Origin of the sequence: Streptomyces sp. NPDC050388 (assembly GCF_040655635.1) — a bacterium.
Lineage (GTDB): Bacteria > Actinomycetota > Actinomycetes > Streptomycetales > Streptomycetaceae > Streptomyces.
Genome location: NZ_JBFAKH010000003.1, coordinates 171,859 through 196,571, shown reverse-complemented (window position 1 = coordinate 196,571; position 24,713 = coordinate 171,859). Strand labels below are relative to the sequence as shown.

Genomic DNA, 24,713 nt, shown 5'->3' with positions numbered 1-24,713 from the left:
GCAGGGCGAGCAGACGGAGTGTCCGGTGTGCGGCCGGTCATGGACGGTGGGGAGAACGGGCGGTGTCGGCGGTGCAATGCTCGAACCGCTGCCGGGTCCGGGCCTGCCGCCGGCGGCAGGCGTCACGGAGCAGCGTTGCTGGAACGCCGTGGCGCAACGCCTCGCACGCCTCACCAACCGTCCTCCTCAGCACGGGAGTCAGGGATCAGCGAGGGTGCTTCGAGCACCCCCGGTTCCCCGCTCTGCCTCCGCGTGTCGCGCCCCGGCCACCGTGGACGGTGACCGGGACCGACTGCCGCGTGACCGGTCACTGCGGGTGGCCGGGCCGGGCCACGGGGCAGGGTGGTGGTCACCATGGCCGACCGGTTCGGGCATGTCGCCCGGCAGCGCTACGCCCAACTCGTCACCCCGGCCCGCGAACTGATCGCGCAGGTCAGAAGGCACAGTCGTCTCCTGGTGACATCGCTTTGGAGATCGAGCCCATGCAGCAGGTGGGCAGGCCGATGCCGAACGGAACGGGCGCCGGGCTTCTTCGCGGGCCGGCCGGAGACTTCAGGGCGCGGTCGGCGTGCCGGAAGGGCGCGTGCCGGAAGGGCGGGGCCACCTGAGCCGCACGTTCCGCCTGTGCCCGCGGGCCGTGGCCATGCAGGCTCGCTCGAACACGGGCAGTCGCATCGGGCCGGGTTCACCGGTCGTGCTGGTCCGGTCCGCATGAGTTGCAAGGACATCCGGTCGCCGACGACGGTGCCGGGCAGCTCAGGTCTCTGCTGGGGAATCTCCCTCGCTCAAGCGGCGTAGGTGTAGAAGCCGCGGCCGCTCTTGCGTCCGAGGTGGCCGGCGGCGACCATGCGGCGCAGCAGGGCGGGCGGCGCGTACAGCGGCTCCTTGAACTCCTCGTACATGGACTCGGCCACCGCCTGAGCGGTGTCGAGACCGATGAGGTCGAGCAGGCGCAGCGGCCCCATGGGGTGGGCGCAGCCGAGTTCCATGCCCCGGTCGATGTCGTCCGGGACCGCGGAGCCCGCCTCCACCATCCGTACCGCGCTGAGCAGGTAGGGGACCAGCAGGGCGTTGACCACGAAGCCGGAGCGGTCGGACGCCTGGATGGCCTGCTTGCCCAGCTGCTGGGTGAGGTGCCGGGTGCGCGCCACGGTCTCTTCCGCGGTGGTGAGCGCGGGGATGAGCTCGACCAGTTGCTGCACGGGCACGGGGTTGAAGAAGTGCATGCCGATGATCTGCGCGGGGCGCTCGGTGGCGACGGCGAGGTCGATGATGGGGATCGAGGAGGTGTTGGTGGCCAGGATCGCTGCGGGGTCTTCGACTGCCTTGTCCAGGGCTTGGATGACGTCGGTCTTGATGTCGCGGTTCTCGGCGACGGCCTCGATGACGAACTGGCGGTCGGCCATGTCGCCGAGGTCGTGGGTGAAGGACAGCCTGGCGAGGGCCTGATCGCGCTGCTCCTCACTGAGCTTTCCGCGCCGTACGCCTTGGTCGAGGGAGGCGGTGAGACGACGGCGGCCCGCTTCGGCGGCGTCGTGTGTGGCCTCGGCGACGAGGACGTCGAGGCCGTTGCGGGCGGCGACTTCGGCGATGCCGGAGCCCATCAGACCGCAGCCGACGACGCCGAGACGGGTAACGGGGTCCATGTGAATTCCCAACTGGTGAGGAGTGGCAGGGTCGTTGCTGGGATCGGAGTCAGACATTGCGGCGGTACTGTCCGCCGACCTCGAAGAAGGCCTCGGTGATCTGCTGCAGCGAACAGACCCGGGCGGCGTCCATGAGGACTTCGAAGACGTTGCGGCCGCTGACCGCGGCGTCCTTGAGGTCGGCGAGGGCGGCCTGGGCCGGGGCGCGGTGGCGCTCCTGGAAGTCGAGAACGCGCTGCAGCTGGGACTTCTTCTCCTCCGCGGTGGCGCGCGCCAGCTCGAGGACGCCGGGCTCGGTGGTGTCCGCGTGGGGGTTGCGGAAGGTGTTCACGCCGATGATCGGCAGGCTGCCGTCGTGTTTGCGCTGCTCGTAGAGCATCGACTCGTCCTGGATGCGGCCGCGCTGGTAGCCGGTCTCCATGGCGCCGAGCACGCCGCCGCGTTCGTTGATGCGGTCGAACTCGGCGAGCACCGCTTCCTCGACCAGGTCGGTGAGCTGGTCGATGATGAACGAGCCCTGCAGCGGGTTCTCGTTCATCGCCAGGCCCCACTCCCGGTTGATGATGAGCTGGATCGCCAGCGCCCGGCGCACCGACTCCTCCGACGGGGTGGTGACGGCCTCGTCGTAGGCGTTGGTGTGCAGCGAGTTGGCGTTGTCGTAGATGGCGATCAGCGCCTGCAGGGTGGTGCGGATGTCGTTGAAGTCCATCTCCTGGGCGTGCAGGGAGCGTCCGGAGGTCTGGACGTGGTACTTCAGCTTCTGGGAACGCTCGTTCGCGCCGTACTTCTCCTTCATCGCGACGGCCCAGATCCGGCGGGCGACCCGGCCCAGCACGGAGTACTCGGGGTCCATGCCGTTGGAGAAGAAGAACGACAGGTTGGGGGCGAAGTCGTCGATGTGCATGCCGCGGGCCAGGTAGGCCTCGACATAGGTGAAGCCGTTGGCCAGGGTGAACGCGAGCTGGCTGATCGGGTTCGCGCCGGCCTCGGCGATGTGGTAGCCGGAGATGGACACCGAGTAGAAGTTGCGCACCTGGTGGTCGATGAACCACTCCTGGATGTCGGCCATCATCCGCAGGGAGAACTCGGTGGAGAACAGGCAGGTGTTCTGGCCCTGGTCCTCCTTCAGGATGTCGGCCTGCACCGTGCCGCGCACGGTTGCCAGCGCGTGCGCGCGCAGCCCGGCCGCCTCTTCGTCGGAGGGGTCGCGGCCCTCGGCGGCGCGGAACTTCTCGATCTGCTGGTCGATGGCGGTGTTGAGGAAGAACGCCAGCACGGTGGGTGCCGGACCGTTGATCGTCATCGACACCGAGGTCGTCGGCGCGACCAGGTCGAAGCCGTCGTAGAGGGCTTTCATGTCGTCGAGCGTGGCCACCGACACGCCGGAGGTGCCGACCTTGCCGTAGATGTCGGGACGCTCGCCGGGGTCACGGCCATAGAGCGTCACCGAGTCGAACGCGGTGGACAGCCGGGTGGCCGGCTGGTCCTCGGACAGCAGCTTGAACCGCCGGTTGGTGCGGAAGGGATCGCCCTCTCCGGCGAACATCCGTGCCGGGTCCTCACCGTCGCGCTTGAACGGGAACACCCCGGCGGTGAACGGGAAGTAGCCGGGCAGGTTCTCCCGGCGCCAGAACCGCACCAGCTCCCCGTGGTCGGTGAACCTCGGCAGCGCCACGCGGGGGACCACGTTGCCCGACAGGGACTCGCGGGTCAGCTTGGTGCGGATCTCCTTGTCCCGGACCTTCACGACCTGCTCGTCGCCGGAGTAGGACGCCACGACGGCGGGCCAGTTCGCGATCTGCTCCGTGACCTCGTGCGGGAGCTGCTTGCGGGCGTCCACGAGTAGCGAGGCCACGTTGCCGGCGTCGGAGCCGGCCCGGGCGAGTTCGCCCTGGACGACGTCCAAGCGCTGCACCCGCCGGGCCGCCTCGGCGAGGCGTTCGGTCTCGGCGTGGTACCTGCGGATCGTCTCGGTGATCTCGGCCAGGTAGCGCACCTGGCCCGCGGGCACCACCTGGCGGGTGCCGGAGGAGTGGCGTACGTCGACCGGTGCCAGCGTGCCCTCGGACAGCTCCAGCCCCTTCTCGGCCAGGGCGGTCCTCAGGTGCTGGTAGAGCGCGGTGACCCCGTCGTCGTTGAAGGTCGCCGCCGAGGTGCCGAACACCGGCATGTCCTCGGGCCTCTTGTCGAACGCCTCACGGTTGCGGACCAGTTGGCGGGCCACGTCGCGCAGGGCGTCCTTGGCACCGCGCCGCTCGAACTTGTTGATCGCCACCACGTCGGCGAAGTCGAGCATGTCGATCTTCTCCAGCTGCGAGGCGGCACCGAACTCCGGCGTCATCACGTACATCGAGGTGTCGACGAACGGCACGATCGCCGCGTCGCCCTGGCCTATGCCCGGCGTCTCCACGATCACCAGGTCGAACCCGGCGGCCTTGACCACGTCGATCACATCGGAAAGATGCTCGGGCAGCTCGTGGCTGCCGCGGGTGGCGAGACTCCGGAAGAAGACCCGGTCCCCGTCGAGGGCGTTCATGCGGATCCGGTCACCGAGCAGCGCACCGCCGCCGCGGCGGCGGGTCGGGTCGACCGCGATCACCGCGATGCGCAGCCTGTCCTGCTGGTCGACACGGAACCGGCGCACCAGTTCGTCCGTCAGCGACGACTTCCCGGAGCCGCCGGTACCGGTGATGCCGAAAACCGGCGTGGCCCGGGCCGCCGCCGCGGCACGCAGCTGGGCCAGGAAGTCCGCGGGCAGTTTGCCGAGTTCGGCGCCGGTGATGGCGCGCGCGACAGCGGACCAGTCGCCGGCCAGAACGGCGGCCGCGTCGGCCGGCTTGCCCTCCCAGAGGTCGAAGTCGCATTCCTTCAACACCGAGTTGACCATCCCGGCGAGGCCCATCCGCTGGCCGTCCTCCGGAGAGAAGATGGTCACCCCGCTGGTGCGCAGCCGGGTGATCTCCTCGGGCACGATCACGCCCCCGCCGCCGCCCACCACGCGGATGTGCTCCGCTCCCCGCTCGCGCAGCGAAGCGACCAGGTACTCGAAGTACTCCACGTGCCCGCCCTGGTAGGACGAGACCGCCACACCGTGTGCGTCCTCCTCCAGCGCCGCGTCCACGACCTCCCGCACCGACCGGTTGTGCCCGAGGTGGATCACCTCGGCGCCCTGGGACTGGAAGATCCGCCGCATGATGTTGATGGACGCGTCATGCCCGTCGAACAGGGCCGAAGCGGTGACCAGGCGGACGGGGTGCAGGGGACGGTGCAGATCGCTCATGGGGTGCCCTCACAACAGGTGGCGGGAGGCGGATCGAAAGAGATGCTAGGACGTCCTAGTAAATTATGAGAGGTGCCGGCGATGTGATCACCAGCACAGGACGGCGAACACCACGTTGCCGGGTGAAGGCGGCGGCTGACGGGAAGGAGGCCCTCTCCCCGCCGGGGTCGGGTGCCTGCGCGGAGGACGCGGGACAGGCCCAGGGACGCGGTCCTTACGGCCGGAACCAGTTGGACGGGGCGGCCGCCGGGGGAAGCTCGCGCTTGCCCGCCGACGCGTCGACGTCCTGTGGGCCCTCCTCCCTGATCGACGGTGCTACCAGGTCACACCACCGGCGACTACGGCCACTTGGCGACAGCATCAGGAGTGCTCTACCTGGAGGACTCGTTCAATCCGAGGTGGCCAGGGCCAGCACCTCGGCGCGGTGCAGGTTCCAGGTGTGCGGGTCGGGGAACTGCTCCGGGTCGCGGTTGGCGCCGTTGTAGCTCGTCCAGACCTTCGCGCCGACCTCGAGCGGGGTCCCGCCGAGCTCGGTGTCACGTGTCACCGTCCGCTGAAGCGCCGTCACGTTGGCGAACATCCTCAGCCCCTCCTCCACGGCGGCGGGGACGAGGCCGGGGTCGGCGACCAGCTCGACGAGGTCGTCGGGGTGGGTGGCCAGGTGGTGGACGATGCCGCTGAGGATGGTCCCCACCGACTCGGTGCCGGCGATCGCCAGCGGCACGACCACCGCGGTGCGCTCGGCCAGGGTCGGCTCGCGGCCGCCGATCTCCTTGACCGTGCAGACGGCGCTGACCAGGTCGTCCGGAATCGGGTCGGCCATCCGCCGCAGGACCAGTTCCTCGGCTGCCTTGTTGATGCTCACGAACGCCTGCGCCGCGATCTCGGCGGTCTCGCCGACGAACAGGTCGTGGCTCCAGTGCATCCAGTCCTCGATCTCCTCTCTGGAGCCGCGAAGGGCCTCTGCCCGGGCATGCTCCTGCGCGCAGTCACGGGTCCGCGTCCGGTGGGTCGCAAGAGCGCGCCGCGATCCGTTCGGTGGACGCCTGGGCGGTGGCCAGGTCGCGGGGGTAGGTGCGGGTGGCCACCACGCCGAGCAGACCGGCGGCGATCAGGGCGAGGAGGAAGAAGAGCAGCGTGTATTCGAGTCCGGTGCCGCCGTCGCCGCCCTGGTTACCGAAGACGTGCGCCGAGAAGTAGCCGAACAGGGTGGGGGCGGCGGCCTCGCCCAGGGTGCGCAGCATCGTCCGTACGCCCTCGCCGGTGCCCCACAGGTAGGGCGGGAGGATGTCGAGCCGGGCGGCGTCCAGCGGGGGGTTCGCCGCGCCGAGGAACAGCGTGCCGACGACCAGCAGCGGCAGGGCGAGAGCGAGGGAGGTCGCGTGGATGGCGGGGGCGAACAGGAGCGGCACCGTCAGCATGCAGACGGTGGGCACCAGAGCCCGGGCGTTGACCCGCCCGCGGCGCAGCAACCGGTCGGCGATCCGTCCCCCGGACAGGACCCCGGCCAGTATCCCGATGCCGACGACCAGCACCAGGGAGGTGGCCACGGACGTGGTCACGCCGTAACGGTCGGTGGTGTAGATGGTGGCGAACGAGCGCAGTCCGGCGAAGTAGAAGTAGCCGAGCGCGGAGGCCAGGATGAGGATGAGGTTGGTGCGTACCCGCAGGACGTAGCGGATGGCCCACCAGGTGGGCTTCCGGCGCGGGTCGGAGTGCAGGACGAGGTTCTCGTGCGGCTCGACCTGTGCGCGCCGCACCGCCCGCCCGGCGGGATCCCCGTCCCGGCCGCGCCCGGCACCGGCCTCCCGGGCCCGTTCCCCGTCACGCGCGGCTGGACCGTCCTCGTGCCCGCTTCCCGTGCCGTCCTCGGCCCCGGCCCCGGCCGTGACGTTCTGCGCAGGACCGTCGTGCGGTCGTGGCGCGTCCCGTTCGTCCGTGATGTTCTCCTGGCCCGTCTCCAGGCGGGACTGCCCGCCGCGCGCGGGCTCGGGAAGGCGGCTGACGAACCAGACGACGACGCCGGCCGGGATGATGAGCCACCAGAAGGCGAAGCGCCAGGACAGGGCCGAGCCGATCGAACCCGACAGGGCGAAGCCGAGGCCGGTCCCCACCAGTTCGCCGGCGAGGATGAGTCCGTAGAGCCGGGCCCGGTCCTTGACCGGGAAGAAGTCGCCCACCAGGGAGGCGATGGTGGGGCCGGCGGTCGCGCTGACGGCCCCGAGAGCCGCGCGGGAGGCCAGCAGCCACGCGTAGGAACCACTGGCGCCGGCCAGGAACATCGCCACGGCCCACAGCGCGACGCTGAGGGCGAGCAGCCGGGTGCGCCGGGTGCGGTCGGTGAGCAGGCCGACCGGAACGGTGAACGCGGCGCCGGCCAGGGCGACCACGGTCACCAGCAGCCCGATCTGGGTGTTGCCGATACCGAACGCGCTCTTGAGCTGCGGGGCCATCGCCGACACGGTGCCCTTGTCGGCGCCGTCCACGGCCAGGGCGCCGGCGAGGGTGAGAACCACCCTCGATTGGGCAGGGCCGCCCAGGAGACGGGACGCCCGTGTCATGACCGCGTCGACGATGCGGCGCGGTTTCATCCGGTGCCCTGCGGCCGCGCGGCGCCACTCGAGCCCTCCCCGGCCTGACCGGCCTGTTCCCGCCCGCCCGACGTGTCGCTCAGCAGCGGGGAGCGGGACAGCGCCATCACCGCCGTCCCGGCCGCCGCGGCGCACCCGACCGCCAGCAGGATGAACAGGCCGCCTCGGACCTGCTCATGGAAGATCAGCACGCCCCAGAGGATGCCGATCACCGGATCGACCATGGTCAGGCCGGGCTGGGTGGCCAGCAGGCCGCCCGCGTTCATCGCCGACTGCAGCAGGAACATCGCGCAGCCGCCGACCGCGATCATGGCCCACAGCTCCCAGCCCGTGAACACGGCGACCAGACCACGGGAAGAGGTGTTCGTCACCGCCTTGATCAGCGCGGCGGTCAGCCCGAAGGCGCATCCGGTCGTCGCCCCGAGGAGGGCTGCCCTGCGAGTGCCCGATGTGCCTCTCGCCCACAGGACACCGACCGCGATCAGCAGCGCGTTGACCCCTCCGCCGACCAGCCATCCGATCCACGAGACCGACGAGGGCCTGCCGTGACCGGGCCCGAGTGCCAGCAGCAGCCCAGCCACACCGGCCGCCATGACCCCCGAGGCCACCCACTCGCGGCGGCCCATCCTGCTCCCGAAGAAGAAGCCGGACAGGATCAGCGCCGCCGGCAGATCCAGCGCGAGCAGCGGCTGCACCTCCGAGATCGGCCCCGATCCCAGGGCGACCGCCTGCAGCAGGAAACCCGCGATCAGCGACAGCACGCCGCCGAGCCAGACCGGCCGGTGCAGCAGGTGCCACACCAGGCGCAGGCTGAGGTTCTGCTCAACGGACTCCTCCCGGGCGGCCTTGCGCTGCAATGCGGACGCCAGGGCGTTGGCCAGGGCAGCCAACACCGCCAGCAGGGGACTCAGCAAGGCTCGACTCCTCGGCCCATGGGGAACGCGCCCTCCACTGGTTGACCAGACCCGACGGCATCAGACCCCTTGCGACGCAATACGGACATAATGCGTCAGCGTGCCCGTTGTCCTCCATGGCCGGCCTCTGTGGTGTCGCGATTCGTTCGTTCTTTCTGGTCGGTGCGGGGGGTGAGCTGGGCCGATCAGTCGGTCGGTCGGGGCCGGCGGTGAACCGCCCCGGCTCGCATGGGGACCCTGATGTGCCCCGGCTTACGTGGAGTCGAGTTGCTGGAGTCCAGTGCCCTGCGCCGCCTGGGCCGCGGGCCGCCGCGTGCGGCGGCGGACCGTCGGTCGGCGTGACCCGCTACTCGTCCTCGGACAGCGTGATGGCGCCCACGGGGCAGGCGCGGGCGGCCTCCCGGACCAGCGGGTCGCCGGCTCCGTCCTCCCGGCCGGGCAGCAGGGCGCTGAAGCCGTCGTCGTCCTGGGTGAACACTCCCGGCGCGGTCAGGGCGCACTGTCCGGCGCCGATGCAGCGGTCCTTGTCGATCTCGATGTGCATGACGGCGGCCTCTTACCAACTGACGGGGAGTTCCAGCATCCCCTGGATGGTGTTGCCGGGTTTGAAGGGGATCTCCTCCGGCGGGGCGGCGAGCCGGAGCCCGGGCAGCCGTTCGAGGAGCGCGCGCAGGGCGATCTCCAGCTCGGTGCGGGCGAGGTTCTGGCCGAGGCACTGGTGGATGCCGAAGCCGAAGGCGACGTGGTGACGGGTCGAGCGGTGGAAGTCGAGCGTGTCGGGCGCCGGATAGACGTCCTCGTCGCGGTTGATGACGGAGGTGGAGAAGACCACGCCGTCCCCGGCCCTGATCGTGGTCCCGGCGATCTCGATGTCCTCGGTGGCCAGCCGCAGCAGCCCGTCCGCGATGGACAGCATCCGCATGAGTTCCTCGATCGCGCCCGGCAGCAGCGAGGGGTCGGCGCGCAGTTCGGCCAGCCGGTCGGGGTGCAGCAAGAGCGTGTAGGTGCCGAGGGAGATCATGTTGGCCGTGGTCTCGTGGCCCGCGACCAGGAGGATCATCGCCAGCGCGGTCAGCTCCTCGCGGTCCAGCTCGCCCTCGCGCAGCCGCTGCTGGACGAGTTCGTCCAGCAGGCCCTCGCCGGGCTGCCGCTGCTTGTGGTCGATCAGTTCCTCCAGGTACGCCGCCAGCCGGTCCCGGGCGTCCTGCGTCTCCTCGGCCGTCGATCCCCGCAGCAGCCGCCTCGACTGCTCCTCGAAGAACTCGTGGTCGGCGTAGGGCACGCCGAGCAGGGCGCAGATCACCATGGACGGAACCGGCAGCGCGAAGGCGCGCACCAGGTCGACGGGCGGCCCCTGCTCGATCACCGCGTCCAGCAGTTCATCGACGATCTCCTGGATGCGCGGCCTCAGCTCGGTGGCGCGCTTGAGGGTGAAGCTCGGGATCATCATCCGCCGCTGGGTGCGGTGCTCGGGGTCGTCGACGCCCAGGAGTGCCGGCTTGCGATCGCGGAGCGCGGCGAAGCGGGGGGCGGTGGCGGGGAAGCCCGAGCGGGTGCGGTCCGTGGACAGCCGGGGGTCCGCCAGCAGGTCGCGGGCGACGGCGTGGCCGGTCACGAGCCAGGCCGGGCGGCCGTCGTAGAGCTGGATGCGGGCCAGTGGCCTGGCGTTGCGCAGCGGGTCGTACCCGGTGGGCGGGTGATAGGGGCAGGTCCGGTCCTGGGGGAAGGAGACGGGCTCGGACAGTTCGGTCAGGTCTGTCATGGAAGACCTCGCAGACGAAGGATGCGTCGTGCCGATCTTCTATAGATGCCCGGCGCACCCAGGTGCACGACATGAAGTTCGGCCAGATCGGGGCCCTGCGGGACCTGGCTGGGAACCACCCGTTTCGCATGGTAGTTCGGTTGCCGCCCGAACGGCACGGGATACAGGATCCGGCCGTGTCCACGACCGATGTGTTCTGGTCGCTGCCGCCACCGACCTCTCCGCGGTCAGGTCCCTCTCCACGTCGGCGAGCCGGGTGTGGCCCTGCTGGCTGTCGTCGGGCACCAGATGTGCACCCGAGGACATCGCCGCTTCGTCCGTACGCCTCGTCTCGTTCAGCCGGAGGCGGTTGACCACGGGAAAGGGCAGGGAAACGGCCTGCCGGGACGAGCGGAGCACGGCGACGAAAAGGCACACGATGACTCTGTGTATCCACTCGGACGGGTGACGTGAAGAGGCGGTGGTGTGCGGGTGCGGGTGGCATGAGGAGCGTCCGCACCCAGAAGGGTGCGCCCCGAAAGGAGGACATCGTGTTCCGCCATTCGACACGTACGTTCGCAGTGGGTCTGTCCGCACTGACCGCCGCCGCCGCGCCGGCGGCGCCGGCCCTGGCCGCCCCGGCCGGAGGGGCGCCGCCCCCGGCGCCGCACACCGCCGCCCGGGCCCTGCACACGCAGACCATCGCCGACCTGACCACCGCCATGCGGGACTCGGGGTACGCCTACGCCGCCTACGGTCTCTTCGCCGCCGAGGCCGACCGCCAGGGCCTCCCGGCCGTCGCCCGGCTCTTCCGCAGCACGGCGCAGACCCAGCTGGACAAACACCTGCGCGAGGCCGCCACCCTGGCCGGAACCGTCGGATCGAACGCGGCCAACCTGCGCCAGGCCATCGAGGGCGAGACCTACGAGCACGAGGTCATGTACCGCCGCTTCGCCGAGCAGGCCCGCGCGGACGGGGACCTCGAGGCCGCGAAGCTCTTCGACGAGATCGCCGCGGACGAGGGCCGCCACCGCAACGCCTTCCGCACCGCCCTCGAGGTCGTGAACACCGGCCGCGGCACCATCCCGGCGCCGCCGAAGGCGGACGTGGTGCCGGTGCCCGCCGGGCTGCCGAAGGTCAAGGCCGCCCGCACCAAGGCCAACCTGGACACCGCCCTGCACGGCGAGGGGCTCGCCCACGCCAAGTACATGCTCTTCGCCGCCCACGCCCAACAGACCGGCAACGCCGCGCTGGCCCGCCTGTGGGAGGGCACGGCCGAAGTCGAACTGCACGAGCACTTCGCCGGGGAGGCGGTGCTGGCCGGTCTGGTGCGCGAGACCAGGGAGAACCTGCGCGAGGCCGTCACCGGGGAGCGTCACGGGGCGACCATGGTGTACCCGGGGTTCGCCGAGCGGGCCACCGCCGTCGGCGACAGCACCGCCGCCCGCTTCTTCCGCGACACCGCCGCGGACCAGGCCCGGCACGCCGCCGCCTTCCAGAAGGCGCTCGACCAGCTGGGCTGACCGCCCGGGCCCCGCCCGGAGGGCCGCACGCAGGGCGCGAGGCGGTCCGGCCGATGCCTCACCGGGGCCGGCCGGACCGCCTCCGGCGCGTCACCGCCCGGCGCCGGACCGGCTCGTCGAGAAACGGCCCTGCCAGGCCGCCTTCGCACCCGAGTCACCGATCCGGTACACCTGGACGGCCGCGCCGACGGCCACGACCAGGGCGAGAGTGACCGGCCCCATGACCGGCAGCACCCGGCTGAGCCCGCGCGCCGCCGCAGACCACAGCGCACGGACCACGAGCGCCGACGCCGTCAGTGGGACCGGCGCCGCTGCGCGTGACCGAAGAGGGGATCGGGTGTGGCACCGGTGGGGTCGGGCAGCCGGAGCCCGTTGCCAACCCCCGGCCCCCTCAGAGGTCGTCAGGGGGTTGTTCGCGCCGAGGCTTCGGCGGCGGCTCGAAGTGCACCCGGACCTTCTGGAAGCCCTTGAACGTCTCGGTGACTGCGTAGGACTGGTAGGCGCGGCGGTCACCCGCGCTGAGGTGCACTCGGTCCGTGAACGGCGTCAGCAGGCTCCGCGGCCACAGCCGCAGCAGCCGGACGGCTCCGACCTCGGCAGCCGTGATGAAGATGAGTGCCCCCACGTAGAGCCAGGCGAGCAGCCCCAGGACGATGCCGAACAGGCCGTAGGTGGCTGTGCTCCCGTGCAGGACATGGCTGACGTAATAGGTGCCCACCCATTGCAGCCCCTGCCACGCGCAGGCAGCGCCGAGCGCGATCATGACGAGTCCGCGCAGCGGCAGCTCCCGCTGCGTCAGCAAGCGGTAGCTCACGAGGAGCAGCGAGGTGGTGAGGCCCACGGACGCCACCGTGGCGGCGATCCAGGCCCCGCCCCACAGCCGCGCGCCGAACAGGTACGTCTGCGAGGCCACCACGGACAGCAGGGTGAACGCGCACAGTCCGAGTGCCAGGATCAGCAGGAACAGCAGTCCTTTGAGCCGTGAGCGGAAGGGGTCCGGCCGGGCGTGCCGGGGCACTGCCCAGATCTTGTTGAGGGCGTACTGCGCTGCCTGGGCCACGCCCAGAGAGCCGTAGATGCTGCCCGCGATGCCCACGGCGAGTGCGGTACCGCTGCCGTGGAAGGAGTGGATGTTGCCGGCGATCTGGTCGCCGATGACGGGGAACTTGCTCAGGGCCGAGTCGAGGACCCGCTGGCGCAGGGCGGGATCGTTGCTGAGGAAGGTGCTCAGGACGGTGACGAGGATGAGGAGGAGCGGGAAGAGGGAGAGGAAGCCGTAGTAGGTGAGGAGGGCGGCGAGGTACAGGGCTTGGTCGTCGTAGAACTTGTACAGCACGGCGAGTGGCAGTCCCACCCAGCGGTGACCTCGCTGGTAGCGGTCCAGACGCTCGTGGAGTGTCATCGTTCGCGCCTTTCCCGAGGCCCGGGGCGTTCGTTGTGCCAGGCGATGGCGCGTCCGGTCTCAGGTTCGTGCAGCCCGGTCCGGCGTCCCGGTCGCTCAGGGGTGAGGACGGACGGGCCGGCGGTTCGGCTGCCGGCACACCTGCACCGGCCGTCCACGCACGTCGGAGGACCGGCGTCGGGGAGATCTCACATCCGTTCCTTCAAGCCCGCCCGGAGCAGCCAGGCGTTCACGGGCCGCGCGGTGAAAAACCGAGCACCATTGACACCTGCATCAGCATCCAGTATGCGGCCGACGTCTTCGGCAGCCCCGGGGAGAGGATGACCTCCTGACCGGCCTTCGGCTCCGAAGATCCAGGCCGAGCCGAGCCGACCCGGTCCGGCCGCCCCACCGCCGCCTCCACGGTCCGGGAGATCCTCCACGCCGCGAGTGTCGCCCCGGCGCCGCGCTCGGCACGAGGCTGCGGGCACCGGAGTCACCGCCCGGAAGTGGGCCGGGCACCGCGCGCGGACCCTCACCGCCGGCCCGGGCATGCGCATGAAGTCCCCGCGGTTCCTGCCGCGGGACCGCGACGGCACGTACGGTGCGGCGTGCGACGCGGTCTTCGGGGCCGGGGAGCCGGGAGGTGCTCTTGGGCGCCCCGCGGGTTCCCCGGACGAACGCCCTCGGCGAGAGAATCAGCGGCAGCATCCGATGCGAGACGCTCGACCACGTCCTGATTGGGAACGAGACCCGCACCCACCAGATCCTGGCCGCCTGCCGGCGGCACCACCACGCCCACCGACCTCGCCGGGCCCGCCGGCGACTACCGCCCGATGCCGAGAGGAACGGTCCGACGTCGCAGTGCACGCCCTCGACGCCCGTCGGGTGCTGCGGGCCCGGGCTCCTCGGCGGCGTGATCGGCGAGTACGGCCGCACCGCTCGGCCGGCGACGACGACTTTTCGAACGGCACGGGGGACACCCGACCCGAGCGCGCTCGGGTCGGGTGTCCCCCGTGCCGGGAACGAGAGCCATGCGTCAGGACGGGGGCTGGAGGACCGTGTCGATGACGTAGACGGTGGCGTTCGCGGTCTTGATGTTGCCGCAGACGATGTTCGCCTTGCCGTTGACCTTGAAGTCGGTGCCCGAGCCCGACGTGGTCAGCTTGCCGCCTTCCACCGTCGTGAAGGAGCCCTTGGGGAGTTCGTTCGGGGTGATCTGCTGGTCCACCACGTGGTAGGTCAGCACCTTCTTCAACTGCTCCTGATTGCCGAGCAGCGAGTTGAGCTGCGACACAGTCACCTTCTGGAAAGCCTGGTTGTTGGGGGCGAAGACGGTGATGTCGGTTTTCCCGTCGAGGGTGCCGATCAGGTTCGCCCTGGCCGCGGCTGCGACCAGCTGGCTGAGTTGCGGGTATGCGGCCGCAGCCTCTATGAGCTTGTCCTTGGAGGTGTCGGCCTTCTGGGAGAGCGCCGAACAGCCGGGGCCGAACGTCCCCGACGGGCTGGGAGACGCATCCTGTGCGTGGCTCTGCGCCGCCAGACCTCCGAGCGCGAGCGGGATGGCGACCACAGCTGCCGCGGCGGCTTTCGCTGTACGCATGCGGGTGAACCTCATCGCAACCTTCTTCCCGTGGAGGCGTGAACACTGCAGAGGTTTGGACTGCGGAAGTCTTCGTTTCCGTTGGGCGGGGTAGGGGGCGGCTGCTGCGCCCGGCCTCGGGCCATCATCACCCGGTCACTCAGCGAGCGTATTAGCAGGCGCTGGTGACCGCATCTCGAAGCCCGGAAGCGGTGAACGCCCCGCCCCGCTGAACTGCGGCCTGCCGGATTCGCGGTATTGACGCCTTCAGGTGCTGCAGCCAGTGTCTGACGACCGCGCTTGCGAAGCGAACCACCTGGCCCGGCTCTCTCGGAGATCTTGAAGCTATCGAGACCGTCCGCTGACGTCCCGTCAGGAATTCAGGCGAGGGGTACCGCGCTGATCCGGGAAGTCCTGGAACGCGGTCGGCGAAAGCCCGCAGTGCGGGCGCTTTCACGGGAGTTGGTGCACATCACCCCGGTGCAAGGGGTGCGGTCCTGGCGAAGGAGTGGATGAGGGCCCCGGTTCAGTGGCGTGCCGCGCGGACGCCGAGAGCGGTGACGGCGGCTCCCAGGAGGGCGGCGGCCGAGACGCGCAGGGCACGCTCCCGCCACGGCGGGGTGGGCCGCGAGGGGCCGTTCCGCTCGGGCCGACCGGGCACGGCGTGCGGGCTTCGTCCTCGGGGGTCTCGGGCCAGCTTCATCACCTCGGCGACGTGCAGTGCCCGTCGTCCGGTGCCGGCGTCCTCGATCTGCGTCTTGCAGGAGAAGCCGTCGGCCACCACCAGGCAGTCGTCCTCGGCGTCCCGTACGGCGGGCAGGAGGGCCTGCTCGCCGCAGTCCAGGGAGATCTCGTACTTGCCGGACTCGAAGCCCCAGGATCCGGCCAGGCCGCAGCAGCCGCCCTGGAGGTCGTTCACCTCCAGGCCCATGTCCTCCAGCAGTTGGCGGTCGGGACTCATTCCGCCGGTGGCCCGCTGGTGGCAGTGTCCCCACAGGAGCGCCTTGCCGTCGAGGGCGGGCGGCCGGATGCCGAAGGTCTGGAAGAACTCCGCGAAGTGGTAGGCGTTGCGGGTGAGCCGCTTGGCGTCGTCGTCGTGCGGCAGCAGTTTGGGCAGCTCGTCCTTGAAGACGGCCAGGCAGCTGGGTTCCATGCCGACGACGGGCGTTCCGGCCCGCAGTTCGGGCCGCAGGACGTCCAGCACCCGGTGCAGGTAGCGTTCGGCGGCGTCCAGGAAGCCGTAGTCGTACAGCGGCCGGCCGCAGCAGATGTGCTGCTCGGGCATGATGACCCGCCAGCCCGCCGCCTCGATCGCCTCCACGCACGCCACACCGACCTGGGTGTGGAAGTGGTTGTTGAACGTGTCGGGGAAGAGGACGACGGGCCGTCCGGTCGGGTTGGCGGTGCCGCCGCGTCGGGCGAACCAGTCCTGGAGCGTCATCGGCGCGAACCGGGGCAACGGACGCCTGCGGTCGATGCCCGCGACCAGCTTGGTCAGCCGGGACAGCCCCGGAGTCCGGGTGGCGATGTTGGCCAGCTCGGGAACGCGTGAGGCGATCCGGGCGGCCTGGTCGATGAAGCCGAAGGCGTAGGCGTACCGGGGGCGCCACCGCCGGGCCGACTTGAAGTGGTGGTGGAGGAACTCCGCCTTGTAGGTGGGCATGTCGACGTTGACGGGGCAGTCGTTGGTGCAGCCCTTGCAGGCCAGGCAGAGGTCGAGTGCGTCCTTGACCTCCTTCGACTGCCAGCCGTCGGTGATCACGTCGCCCTTGAGCATCTCGTACAGCAGCCAGGCCCGGCCGCGGGTGGTGTGCTTCTCCTCGCGGGTCACCTGGTAGCTGGGGCACATCGTCGTCTCGGCCCGCGGGACGCGGCACTTGCCGATGCCGACACAGCGCAGGGTGGCGTGGGCGAAGTCGCCGCCGTCCTCCGGATAGGCGAACTTGAGCGGGATGCGCGGGGGGTTGTAGTCGGTGCCGAGTTTGAGGTTCTCGTCCATCCGGTAGGGGTCGACGACCTTGCCGGGGTTCATCTTGGCCTGCGGGTCCCAGACGGCCTTGAACTCCCGCATGGCCTGGACCAGTTCGGGACCGTACTGCTTCTCCAGCAGTTCACCGCGCTGCTGGCCGTCCCCGTGCTCGCCGGACACCGACCCGCCGAGGGCGACGACCAGGTCGGCGGCGTCCTCGATGAACGTCCGGTACGTGGCCAGGCCGTCGGCGGTACGGAGGTCGAAGCTGAGCCGGCAGTGGATGCAGCCCTGGCCGAAGTGCCCGTACATGGCGCCCTTGATGCCGTGTCGGTCCATGACCTCGCGCAGCTTGCGCACGTACTCGCCGAGCCGGTCGGGCGGGACGGCGGAGTCCTCCCAGCCGGGCCAGTGGTCCTTGCCGTCGGGCGGGAACGCGGTCGAGCCGAGTCCGCCCTCCCGGATCGCCCACAGGTGCTCGCTGGTGCCGCCCTCCTGTGTGCTCCTGGCGACGCGGATGCGGTCGCGGGCGTAGCCCTTGTCGTCCGTGAGCCATGTGATGAACCGGTGGGCCCGGTCGACGGACTCCTCGGTGGTGTCCGCGCCGAACTGGACGACGAGCCAGGCCCCGCCTCCCCGGCGCGGGAGCTCCTTGATGTCCTCCAGGTTCATGTTCTGTTCCTGCTGGTCCCGGATGAGCTCGTCGTCCAGTGCCTCCAGGCCGATCGGCCGCCACTGCTCGACGATCTCCTCGCAGTGCTCGGCCGCGTCGGCGAGGTCGTCGTACTCCACCACCACGGTGGTGCGCTGCAGCAGGGCGGGGGTGAGCTTGAGGACGGCCCGCAGCACCGTGGCGCAGGTGCTCTCGGTGCCGACCAGGGCGCGGGCGACGTTGAAGCCGCGTTCCGGCAGGAGCTCGTCGAGGTTGTAGCCGGAGACCCGGCGCGGCACCTGCTTCTCCGAGGGGAACCCGGCCCGGATGGCGTCGGCGTACTTGTCCCGCAGGTCGCGCAGTGCGGTGTAGATCTCGCCCTTGCGGCCGCCCGCGGCGATGATCTCGTCGACCCGCTCCTCCTCGTCGACGCCGACCCAGAACCGTGCGCCGTCGTAGGTGACGATCTCCAGGGCCTCGACGTTGTCGCTGGTGCGCGGGCCGGGGCCGTACAGCTGCGACTGCACCGAGTGGATGCCGCAGGAGTTGTTGCCGATGTTGCCGCCGATGACGCACCGGGAGTGGGTGGAGGGGTCGGGTCCGAAGATCAGGCCGTGTTCGCCGGTGTGGCGGTTGAGCTCCTCGTTGATGACGCCCGGCTCGCAGGTGACCAGGCGACGCTCGAGGTCGATCTCGCCGATGGCGGTGAGGTATTTCGAGTGGTCGATGACGACGGCCTCGTTGACCGTCTCGCCGGACAGGCTGGTGCCGCCGCCGCGGTTGAGGACGGGGGCGCCGAAGCGGTGGCAGATCCTGTGCACCGCCACGACGTCGTCCAGGGTGCGCGGTACGACGACCCCCACCGGCACCTGACGGAAGTTGGACGCGTCCTGGGCGTACAGGCCGAGCGTGCCGGTGTCGAAGCGGACCTCGCCCTCGACCGCCTTGTGCAGCGCCCGCTCCAGCTTCCCGACGTCGATGGTCTGCCGGGCGCGTGGCGGTCCCGCGATCCCCGGGTCGGTCTTGGCGGGTACGTCCCGCTCCGTGCCGTGTGTCGCTCTGGCCATGGGTGTCCACTCTCCTCTGCCGTCCTGGTCAGGACGGTTGCGTCCCGTGAACGCGGTAGGGCTCCGCGTCGGCCCACTTGACGTCCAGGCCGAGTCCGGGACGGTCGGTGTCGGGCCGCAGTGCGCCGCCGACGGGCGACAGGGTGCCGTCGAACAGCAGGTGTTCGACGCGCACGTGATCATGGAAGTACTCCAGGTGCCGCAGTCGACGCACGGCGCAGAAGGCGTGCGCGGACAGCGCGGGGGCACAGTGCGCGGACAGGTCGAGGTGCCGGGCGGCCGACAGACCGGCGACCTCCAGCACACCGGTGATGCCCCCGCACCGGGTGATGTCCGCCTGCAGGCAGTCGACGGCGGGCCCGTCGGTGAGGTTGACGAAGTCCTGGGCGGTGAAGGCGTACTCTCCCGCCGCGATCTCCAGCCGTTCCGGCCCCCGGTCGCGCAGCATCCGCAGCCCTTCGAGATCGGCTGAGGTGACGGGTTCCTCGAACCAGCGCACGTCCCACTCGTCGTGGAACCGCCGCGCCCAGTACAGGGCCTCCTTGCGGGCGAGTGCGCCGTTGGCGTCGGTGAACAGTTCCGGTTCGTCACCGATCGCCTTGCGCACGGCGGTCAGGCGGTCGGCGTCGCGTTCCGGTTGCCGGGAGGTCTTCAGCTTCACCCGCGGGATGCCCTGGCCCACCCAGCCGGTGAGCTGGTCGGTGAGGCGGTCCAGGGGGTAGTTGGTGAAGCCGCCGCTGCCGTAGACCGGCACCCGGTCGTGGCAGGCCGGGAGGAGGTGCACCAGCGGAAGGTCCAGCAGTCTGGCCTTGAGGTCCCACAGCGCCACGTCCACGGCGGAGACCGCCATGCTCCCGACGCCGGGACGCCCGGCGTTGCGGATCCGCGCGCCCATCCGCTGCCACAGCGCCGCAGGCGAGGAGACGGGCTCGCCCTTGATCACCGGAGTCAGTCCCGAGTGCACGAACGAGGCGACCGAGGCGTCCCCGTAGGTGTAACCCAGTCCGGTCCTGCCACCGGCGTGCACCCGGACCAGGACCAGGGTCGTGGAGTCCCACTCCAGGGTGCCGTCCTGCTCCCTGCCCTCGGGACCGTCGGTGGGGACCTCGAAGGCGTGGACGTCGACCGCGTCGACCGTGCACCCCTCCAACGACGTCGTGTCGTCCCGCATCAGTGGCGCCCCGGGAGGTGCCCGGCGTACTCGGTGAGCTCCTGGCGTACGCCCTCGGCGGCGCTGTCGAGGCGTTCCGGACCCGCCTCGGACTCCGGCACCACGGGCCGGTCGAAGGCCGGCGCCCCGCCCCGGGCCGCACCGGTCCCCTTCGGCGCGTCGCGGTGGCAGGGCAGGCCGTTGACGTCCTCACCCGGACAGCCGTACACCCGCTTCGCACCCCGCTCCTGTGGGCGCCGCGGGACGAAGTCGGCCACCAGCGTCATCACGTTCTCCTCCGGACGCACCTCTGCCGTCATCAGTGGGTGACCCCTGGGCGGGCCGCGTAAACGGTGCTCCCGGTTCTGCCACTCGTGCAGACCGCACGGTGAGTGGTCGGTCCGGGCCGAAGAGCCGCCGGTCGGCGGTGTCATGTTTCCAGCCGGTTCGGTCCGGTTAGGGCCAGTGTCATGAGCTTCCGACCCCCGGTGCCCGCCACGACAGGACATCCCGCTGTCCCGCCCTGGGTCCTCCGGGACTACGCCGTGCTGGCCGACGGTGAGCGCGGGGCGCTGGTCGATCCCGAGGGCCGGGTGGTCTGGCTGTGCGCGCCGCGGTGGGACAGCGACGCGGTGTTCTGCGCCCTGATCGCAGGCGCCGGGCACTTCGCGGTGGAACCCGCCGACCGGTGGCACGTGTGGGGCGGTTACTACGAGGAGGGGACCCTCATCCGGGTGAGCCGCTGGGTGACCGCGGACTCCGTGATCGAGTGCCGTGACGCGCTGGCCCTGCCCGCCACGCCGGACCGGCTGGTGCTGCTGCGCCGGATGCGGATGGAGCGGGGTGGGGCGCGGCTGCGGCTGAGCCTCGACCCGCGCCCCGGTTTCGGCGCCCACCGTATGACGAACGCCCGGCTGGAGGGCGGCGTGTGGACGGCTCGGGGCGACGGGCTGCGGCTGCGGCTGCTGGGGGCCCCCGAGGCGGAGTGGGACGGGGAGTCCGGGCTGCGCGGCGAGTTCCGGCTGCGGCGGGGCGAGGAGCACGACCTGGTGCTGGAGCTCGCCTCCGGCCCCGACGGCGGCCGCCTCGAGCCGGGGGAACTGTGGCGGGCGACGGAGCGGGAGTGGCGGCGTGCGGTGCCGGACTGCTCGACGCTCGCCGCACCGCGCGACGCCCGGCACGCGTACGCGGTGTTGCGGGGGTTGACCAGCTCGGCGGGCGGCATGGTCGCCGCCGCCACCACGTCGCTGCCGGAACGGGCCAACACCGGACGCAGCTACGACTACCGCTTCTCCTGGCTGCGCGACCAGTGTTACGCGGGCGTCGCGGTCGCCGCGCACGGGCCGCACGAGCTGATGGACGGCGCCGTGCGCTTCATCTCCGAACGCGTGCTCGAGGACGGCGAACGGGTCCGGCCCGCCTACACCGTCACCGGTGGGCCGGTGCCCGAGGAGCACGCGCTGCGACTGCCGGGCTATCCGGGCGGTGGCGACCGGATCGGCAACCGGGCGGCCACCCAGTTCCAGCTCGACACGTTCGGTGAGGCGCTGCAGCTCTTCGCCGCGGCCGCCCGGCACGACCGGCTCACCGCGGATGCGGAACGCGCGGTGAGCGTGACGGTGGACGCGGTGGAACGCAACTGGCGGAGGCCCGACGCAGGCCTGTGGGAGCTGGAGGACCGGTGGTGGACCCACTCCCGGCTGAGCGTCGTCTCCGGGCTGCGGCACATCGCGGACGTGCTGCCCGGCGCGACGGCGCGGCGTTGCACCGAGACCGCCGACGTGATCATGGCCGAGGCACGCCGTCGTTGTCTGCGCGCCGACGGCCGCTGGCGCCGGGCCGCCGACGACGACGGAGCCGAGGCCGCCCTGCTGGTGCCGCTGGCCCGCGGCTGCCCCTCCGCCGACGACCCCAGCAACGCCGTCACCCGCGCCTACATCGAGGACCGACTGGCCGAGGACGGATACGTGTACCGCTTCGACCACCCCGGCGGCCCTCTGGGCAGGGAGGAAGGTGCCTTCCTGCTGTGCGGGTTCACCATGGCTCTGGCCACACACCAGCTGGGCGACCGCACGGGTGCGTTCCGCTGGTTCGAACGCGCCCGGGCGGCCTGCGGTCCGTCCGGGCTGTTCGCGGAGGAGTACGACGTACGGCAGCGTCAGCTGCGCGGCAACCTGCCCCAGGCCTTCGTCCACGCGCTCCTGCTGGAGTGCGCGGTCCGCCTCAACGACGTCTCGACGCTGCCGTTCTGAGCGCGCCCGCCTGAGCGCGCCCGCCCACACCGCCGGCCACCGCGGCGGCACCGGCCGCGGCGGCGGCCAGCGCGAGCGGCCGACGGTGGCGGGAGAGCCAGAACTGGAGGCTGCGCGGGTGGGCCTCGTCGTCGAAGACGCCGTGCGCGCCGTAGTCGGCCGGAGCGGTGTCGTCCGGCGGCTTCCAGAGGTTGACCGGCCGCGACGGGTCGACGGGCCGGTCCGTCTGCTGCGCGTCGTAACCGGTCCTGGCCAGGTAGCGGTCCAGCAGCCCGGGGGCGAGCTTCTGCCCGAGCAGGGTGGCGACGGTGGACCCGCCGACCCAGTACTCGCGCCGCTCCGGATGGTCCGCGGCGTACAGGACCGCCTCGGCGGCGACCTCGGGCTGGTAGACGGGGGCCACGGGGCGCGGGTGCCGGGGCAGCCGGGTGAGGACCCAGCTGAACTGGGGCGTGTTGAGCCCGGGCATCTGGACCATGGTCACCCGCACCCCGCTGCGGTCGTGCAGCAACTCGCAGCGCAGCGAGGCGGTGAACCCCTGGATGGCGTGCTTGGCTCCGCAGTACACCGCCTGGAGCGGGACGCTGCGCTGGGCCAGGGCCGAACCGACCTGGACGATGGTGCCGCGATCGCGCGGCGTCATGCGCCGCAGAGCGGCCTGGGTGCCGTGCACGAAGCCGAAGTAGGTCACCTCCGTGGCCCGCTTCAGTTCCTCCGGCCGGACCTCCTGGACGGGGGCGAAGACCGTCGTGAAGGCGGCGTTCACCCAGATGTCGATCGGCCCGAGTTCCTCCTCCACCCGGGTCGCGGCGGCGTCCACGGCCTGGGGGTCGGCGACGTCCACGACCAGGGGCAGCGCGCGTCCACCCGCCTGCCGCACCTCGGCGGCCGCCCGCTGGAGGGCGTGCTCGCCCCGCGCGAGCAGGGCCACGGAGCTTTTGCGCGCGCCGAAGGCCCGGGCGGTGGCCCGGCCGACCCCGCCGCTCGCCCCGGTGACGACCACGACGTCCCCGCCCGTCCAGCGGCGGGGCCCGCCGCGCGGGGAGCGCCGCACGGTGCTCACTTCTTCCCCCGGCCGGGGAGGTGCTCGGCGTACTCGGTGAGCTTCTGCCGTACGCCCTTGGTGGCGATGCCGGTGAGTTCCGGGTCGTGCAGCGCCGCCTTGGCGGCCTTCTTGGCCTGTGTCTTCATGATGTGCGGCGGGATCGGAGCGATCTCCGCGTCGACCTTGAACTCCAGGACCACGGGCCGGTCGGCGGCGAGCGCCTCGTCCCAGGCGGCACCGACCTTCTTGGGGCGGGTGCAGACGATGCCCTTGAGGCCGAGGAGCTCGGCGTAGGCGGCGTAGGGGACGTCGGGGATGGTCTGGGAGCCCGGGTACTTCGGGTCGCCGGCCATGGCGCGCTGCTCCCAGGTGACCTGGTTGAGGTCCTGGTTGTTGAACACGCAGAAGATCAGCGGGGCCGGTCCGGACAGGCGGTCCAGGTACCGCTTGACGGTGATCATCTCGTTCATGCCGTTCATCTGGAACGCGCCGTCCCCGATGAAGGCGATCACCGGCCGGTCCGGGTACGCGAACCTGGCCGCGATCGCATACGGCGTCCCCGGCCCCATCGTCGCCAGGGTGCCGGACAGCGAGGCCCGCATGCCGTCGCGGAGCTTGAGGTGGCGTGCCCACCAGTTGGTGCCCGAGCCGGAGTCGGCGGTCAGGATGGCGCCGTCCGGCAGCCGCGGCGAGAGTTCGGCGGCGACGGCCTGGGGGTTGATGGTGTCTCCGAAGTGCTGGTCGGCCCACCGCTCGCACAGATCGTTCCATTCGACGACGTCCCTCTCGATCTCCTTCCGCCAGGAGCGGTCCTCCTTGCGCTGGAGCATGGGGATCAGGGCGCGCAGGGTCTCCTTGGAGTCGCCCACCAGGTGGGCGTCCATGGGATAGCGGATGCCGATCATCCGGCCGTCGATGTCGATCTCCACACCTCGGGCCTGGCCCTCGTCCGGCAGCCACTCCGCGTACGGGAAGCTGCTGCCGATCATGAACAGGGTGTCGCAGCCCTGGATCATGTTGTCGCTGGCCTTGCTGCCCAGCAGCCCGATGGGGCCGGTCACGAACGGCAGGTCGTCCGGCAGCACCTCACGCCCCAGCAGGGCCTTGGCCACGCCGGCACCCAGCAGCTCCGCGACTTCCACGACCTCGCTCTCCGCCTCCGCGGCGCCCTGGCCGACCAGCATGGCGACCCTCTTGCCGGCGTTGAGGATGTCGGCGGCCTTGCGCAGCTCCCCCAGGTCGGGGAGGATCCGGGGCCGGCTCCAGCCGACGCTGGAGAAGACCGCACCGTGCGTCTTCGGCGGGGAGGGCATGGCGTCCTCCTCCTGCACGTCGTTGGGGATGATGATCGTGGCGACGCCCCGGGTGGTCAGCGCCGTCTTGAAGGCGCGGTCGACGACGTGCCGGGCCTGGCCCGGGTGCACGACCATCTGGCAGAACTCCGACACGTCCGCGAACAGCCGGTCGAGCGCGATCTCCTGCTGGTAGTGCGTGCCCAGCGAGAGCCGCTTCTGCTGGCCGACCACCGCCACCACCGGCTGGTGGTCGAGCTTGGCGTCGTACAGGCCGTTGAGCAGGTGCACCGCACCCGGACCGGAGGTCGCCGTGCAGCAGCCCACCTCACCGGTGAACTTCGCGTGCGCGCAGGCCATGAACGCGGCCATCTCCTCGTGCCGGGTCTGGATGAACTCCGGATCGCCGTCGGCCCGGTCGAACGCGCCGAGCAGACCGTTGATGCCGTCGCCCGGATAGCCGTACACCCGCTTCACGCCCCATTCGGACAAGCGCTGGAGGACGTAGTCGGCGACTTGAGTCATGGGGCTCTCCTGGGAAGGGGTGAAGGACACTTTTGGAGTGCCTTCCCCGAAAGCCGGCAAACCGGACGGCACTCACTCGTTCGGCCGCCCCCGGCAGACGTGT

Annotated in this window: 17 protein-coding genes; 2 read left to right on the top strand and 15 right to left on the bottom strand. The window is 71.1% G+C overall.

Annotation, left to right across the window (positions count from 1 at the left end):
- Positions 1 to 785: 785 nt before the first annotated feature.
- The 7 genes from AB0I73_RS03285 to AB0I73_RS03255 all read right to left on the bottom strand — a co-directional run bounded on the left by AB0I73_RS03285 (position 786) and on the right by AB0I73_RS03255 (position 10,193).
- Positions 786 to 1,646, bottom strand: coding sequence for a 3-hydroxybutyryl-CoA dehydrogenase (locus tag AB0I73_RS03285; protein ID WP_363033252.1), 861 nt, complete (start codon positions 1,644 to 1,646; stop codon positions 786 to 788).
- 49 nt (positions 1,647 to 1,695) lie between these two features.
- Positions 1,696 to 4,926: a fused isobutyryl-CoA mutase/GTPase IcmF gene (gene icmF / locus AB0I73_RS03280; RefSeq protein ID WP_363033250.1), complete on the bottom strand. Its 3,231-nt coding sequence runs from the start codon at positions 4,924 to 4,926 to the stop codon at positions 1,696 to 1,698.
- Positions 4,927 to 5,314: 388 nt separating this feature from the next.
- Positions 5,315 to 5,851: a cytochrome P450 gene (locus AB0I73_RS03275; RefSeq protein WP_363033248.1), complete on the bottom strand. Its 537-nt coding sequence runs from the start codon at positions 5,849 to 5,851 to the stop codon at positions 5,315 to 5,317.
- Between the two features lie 64 nt (positions 5,852 to 5,915).
- Positions 5,916 to 7,517: an MFS transporter gene (locus AB0I73_RS03270; protein ID WP_363033246.1), complete on the bottom strand. Its 1,602-nt coding sequence runs from the start codon at positions 7,515 to 7,517 to the stop codon at positions 5,916 to 5,918.
- The gene (locus tag AB0I73_RS03265) at positions 7,514 to 8,431 is read right to left on the bottom strand and encodes a DMT family transporter (protein ID WP_363033244.1); all 918 of its coding nucleotides are present in this window, start codon (positions 8,429 to 8,431) and stop codon (positions 7,514 to 7,516) included. Before AB0I73_RS03265 ends, AB0I73_RS03270 begins: the two co-directional genes overlap by 4 nt.
- 346 nt (positions 8,432 to 8,777) lie before the next feature.
- The gene (locus tag AB0I73_RS03260; RefSeq protein ID WP_055571498.1) at positions 8,778 to 8,975 is read right to left on the bottom strand and encodes a ferredoxin; all 198 of its coding nucleotides are present in this window, start codon (positions 8,973 to 8,975) and stop codon (positions 8,778 to 8,780) included.
- Between the two features lie 12 nt (positions 8,976 to 8,987).
- Positions 8,988 to 10,193, bottom strand: coding sequence for a cytochrome P450 (locus AB0I73_RS03255; RefSeq protein ID WP_363033242.1), 1,206 nt, complete (start codon positions 10,191 to 10,193; stop codon positions 8,988 to 8,990).
- A 530-nt stretch (positions 10,194 to 10,723) separates the two neighbouring features.
- On the opposite strand from AB0I73_RS03255, the gene AB0I73_RS03250 reads away from it, so the two are divergent.
- Entirely contained in the window at positions 10,724 to 11,695 is a 972-nt protein-coding gene (locus AB0I73_RS03250) for a ferritin family protein (protein WP_363033240.1), read from the top strand.
- Positions 11,696 to 11,785: 90 nt separating this feature from the next.
- Here the strand turns inward: AB0I73_RS03250 and AB0I73_RS03245 are convergent, their stop codons facing one another.
- From AB0I73_RS03245 to AB0I73_RS03220, 6 genes are all read right to left on the bottom strand, one after another.
- On the bottom strand, positions 11,786 to 11,974 hold the full coding sequence (locus tag AB0I73_RS03245) for a hypothetical protein (RefSeq protein WP_363033238.1): 189 nt from the start codon (positions 11,972 to 11,974) through the stop codon (positions 11,786 to 11,788).
- 112 nt (positions 11,975 to 12,086) lie between these two features.
- Positions 12,087 to 13,097 (bottom strand): YhjD/YihY/BrkB family envelope integrity protein, encoded by a 1,011-nt coding sequence (locus AB0I73_RS03240; RefSeq protein WP_363033236.1) that lies wholly within the window; start codon positions 13,095 to 13,097, stop codon positions 12,087 to 12,089.
- 1,018 nt (positions 13,098 to 14,115) lie between these two features.
- On the bottom strand, positions 14,116 to 14,679 hold the full coding sequence (locus tag AB0I73_RS03235; protein WP_363033234.1) for a fasciclin domain-containing protein: 564 nt from the start codon (positions 14,677 to 14,679) through the stop codon (positions 14,116 to 14,118).
- Positions 14,680 to 15,184: 505 nt separating this feature from the next.
- On the bottom strand, positions 15,185 to 18,346 hold the full coding sequence (locus AB0I73_RS03230; protein WP_363033232.1) for an FAD-linked oxidase C-terminal domain-containing protein: 3,162 nt from the start codon (positions 18,344 to 18,346) through the stop codon (positions 15,185 to 15,187).
- 28 nt (positions 18,347 to 18,374) lie between these two features.
- Positions 18,375 to 19,517: an enolase C-terminal domain-like protein gene (locus AB0I73_RS03225; protein WP_363033230.1), complete on the bottom strand. Its 1,143-nt coding sequence runs from the start codon at positions 19,515 to 19,517 to the stop codon at positions 18,375 to 18,377.
- Positions 19,517 to 19,816 carry a hypothetical protein gene (locus AB0I73_RS03220; RefSeq protein ID WP_363033228.1) on the bottom strand — a complete coding sequence of 100 codons (300 nt, stop codon included), beginning with the start codon at positions 19,814 to 19,816 and terminating at the stop codon, positions 19,517 to 19,519. Before AB0I73_RS03220 ends, AB0I73_RS03225 begins: the two co-directional genes overlap by 1 nt.
- A 150-nt stretch (positions 19,817 to 19,966) precedes the next feature.
- Between AB0I73_RS03220 and AB0I73_RS03215 the strand changes: the two genes are divergently transcribed.
- The gene (locus AB0I73_RS03215; protein WP_363033226.1) at positions 19,967 to 21,748 is read left to right on the top strand and encodes a glycoside hydrolase family 15 protein; all 1,782 of its coding nucleotides are present in this window, start codon (positions 19,967 to 19,969) and stop codon (positions 21,746 to 21,748) included.
- On the opposite strand, the gene AB0I73_RS03210 is transcribed toward AB0I73_RS03215, so the two are convergent.
- Positions 21,720 to 22,802: an SDR family oxidoreductase gene (locus AB0I73_RS03210; protein WP_363033278.1), complete on the bottom strand. Its 1,083-nt coding sequence runs from the start codon at positions 22,800 to 22,802 to the stop codon at positions 21,720 to 21,722. The two genes, AB0I73_RS03215 and AB0I73_RS03210, sit on opposite strands and share 29 nt — an antisense overlap.
- A gap of 5 nt (positions 22,803 to 22,807) precedes the next feature.
- Entirely contained in the window at positions 22,808 to 24,610 is a 1,803-nt protein-coding gene (locus tag AB0I73_RS03205) for a thiamine pyrophosphate-requiring protein (protein WP_363033224.1), read from the bottom strand.
- Positions 24,611 to 24,713: the final 103 nt, after the last annotated feature.

Bases quoted from the DNA above. Each gene is read 5' to 3' on its own strand.
- AB0I73_RS03225 (WP_363033230.1), bottom strand. From the start codon at position 19,517: ATGCGGGACGACACGACGTCGTTGGAGGGGTGCACGGTCGACGCGGTC.
- AB0I73_RS03240 (WP_363033236.1), bottom strand. From the start codon at position 13,097: ATGACACTCCACGAGCGTCTGGACCGCTACCAGCGAGGTCACCGCTGG.
- AB0I73_RS03285 (WP_363033252.1), bottom strand. From the start codon at position 1,646: ATGGACCCCGTTACCCGTCTCGGCGTCGTCGGCTGCGGTCTGATGGGC.
- AB0I73_RS03220 (WP_363033228.1), bottom strand. From the start codon at position 19,816: ATGACGGCAGAGGTGCGTCCGGAGGAGAACGTGATGACGCTGGTGGCC.
- AB0I73_RS03270 (WP_363033246.1), bottom strand. From the start codon at position 7,517: ATGAAACCGCGCCGCATCGTCGACGCGGTCATGACACGGGCGTCCCGT.
- AB0I73_RS03255 (WP_363033242.1), bottom strand. From the start codon at position 10,193: ATGACAGACCTGACCGAACTGTCCGAGCCCGTCTCCTTCCCCCAGGAC.
- AB0I73_RS03230 (WP_363033232.1), bottom strand. From the start codon at position 18,346: ATGGCCAGAGCGACACACGGCACGGAGCGGGACGTACCCGCCAAGACC.
- AB0I73_RS03260 (WP_055571498.1), bottom strand. From the start codon at position 8,975: ATGCACATCGAGATCGACAAGGACCGCTGCATCGGCGCCGGACAGTGC.
- AB0I73_RS03275 (WP_363033248.1), bottom strand. From the start codon at position 5,851: ATGCACTGGAGCCACGACCTGTTCGTCGGCGAGACCGCCGAGATCGCG.
- AB0I73_RS03215 (WP_363033226.1), top strand. From the start codon at position 19,967: ATGAGCTTCCGACCCCCGGTGCCCGCCACGACAGGACATCCCGCTGTC.
- AB0I73_RS03205 (WP_363033224.1), bottom strand. From the start codon at position 24,610: ATGACTCAAGTCGCCGACTACGTCCTCCAGCGCTTGTCCGAATGGGGC.
- AB0I73_RS03235 (WP_363033234.1), bottom strand. From the start codon at position 14,679: ATGCGTACAGCGAAAGCCGCCGCGGCAGCTGTGGTCGCCATCCCGCTC.
- icmF (WP_363033250.1), bottom strand. From the start codon at position 4,926: ATGAGCGATCTGCACCGTCCCCTGCACCCCGTCCGCCTGGTCACCGCT.